This is a genomic window from Klebsiella sp. 18074, from assembly GCF_902705905.1.
GTDB classification, from domain to species: domain Bacteria; phylum Pseudomonadota; class Gammaproteobacteria; order Enterobacterales; family Enterobacteriaceae; genus Klebsiella; species Klebsiella terrigena.
The window spans coordinates 1-1,329 of sequence record NZ_CACSIS010000086.1; the positions used below are offsets into that span (position 1 = coordinate 1).

The following is a 1,329-nucleotide window of genomic DNA, read 5'->3' on the forward strand; positions in this document are numbered from 1 at the left end:
CGGTAAGTGTCAAGGTAGTTGGCACCCTTGGTTAATTTAAGCCGCCTGTTTTTCCCGTTCCGGATTCAACGTTACCGGGCCTTCCGGTTGCCAGTTTCTTGTCTTCCCTGACCAGCGCTCAGGATGTGCTTTTTGTGCCTGACGATACAGTTCATCCCGCCGTTTCAGCAGAGCCCTGTCTTCACCACTATGCCGTTCTGCTGGCGTGACATAGCGTATCCCGCTGTGACGATGTTCTTCGTTATACCACCGGGTAAATTTATTCACCCAGACTCGTGTTTCTTCCAGTGTTTTAAAGCCAGATGATGGCCATTTCGGGACATATTTCAGGGTTCGGAACAGTGACTCCACATAGGCGTTATCATTACTCACCCGTGGTCGGCTGTGAGACGCAGTGATATTGAGTTCATGCAGTTTCATCTGCAGTGTCTGCGATTTCATCGCCGCACCATTATCAGCATGTAACACCAGGGGCTGACGCCAGCAGCCTTCCCGTATTACGCTACGTTGCATCAGCGCCGCAGCCTGTTCACCACTTTCCGTCTCATAGACTTCATACCCGGTAATTTTCCGGCTGTACAGGTCGAGTATCATATACAGATAAAACCAGCGACCACGCACTACTGAGGGTAGCCAGGTGATGTCCCACGACCACACCTGACAAGGCCCGGACGCTATAAAGGTTGTCGGGGCTGACACCTTCTGCTGCCGTGTTTGACGTCCTCTGCGATGAACTTCACCTGAGCGACGCAACACCCGATAGAAGCTTGACTCACTGGCCAGGTAAATACCTTTATCGGCCAGACGCGGCACGATTTGTGACGGTGGCAGACTGGCATATTCCGGTTCATGGCAGATAGCCCTGATCCGGGTTTCTTCCTCCTGACTGAGCCGGTTAAAGGGCTCAGGCCTGGATACCTCAGGTCTCTGGTCACGCGGATTATTCACCCATCGTCGCCAGGTACGCAGACTGATGTTAACTTCCCGGCAGGCAATGGCCCGGCGTGCACCCGAGGTTACCGCTTCATTTATCCAGAGAATAAACTGCTGTCGTTCACCTTCAGGGGTCAGTCGTCCTCGTCGGTTTCCCCGTAGTAGTCCGTGAGCTTTTTTCGCAGCACCAGTATGGCTGCCGCCTCCGCGAGGGCTTTTTCCTTACGGAGCAGCTCTTTTTCCAGCTGCTTAATTTTTTTCTGACTCTGTTTTAGCGCGGCTTTATCATCAGGGTTTTCAGTCTGCATAAAACCCTGTTTCCACTGAATAATCTGTTCAGGATAAAGTCCTTTTTTACGACAGTATTCCGCGATTTCGGCCTCACTGAGTGTGGCG

The 1,329-nt window shown here is 52.1% G+C and carries 2 protein-coding genes; both read right to left on the reverse strand.

All coding sequences use genetic code 11. From position 1 onward, the window contains the following. Positions 1-36 precede the first annotated feature (36 nt). Positions 37-1,071 (reverse strand): IS3 family transposase, encoded by a 1,035-nt coding sequence (locus GVK32_RS28615; protein ID WP_227697938.1) that lies wholly within the window; start codon positions 1,069-1,071, stop codon positions 37-39. Beyond that, on the reverse strand, positions 1,068-1,329 hold a 262-nt coding region (locus GVK32_RS28620; protein WP_227697937.1), incomplete at its 5' end, for a transposase. The genes GVK32_RS28620 and GVK32_RS28615, both read right to left, overlap by 4 nt.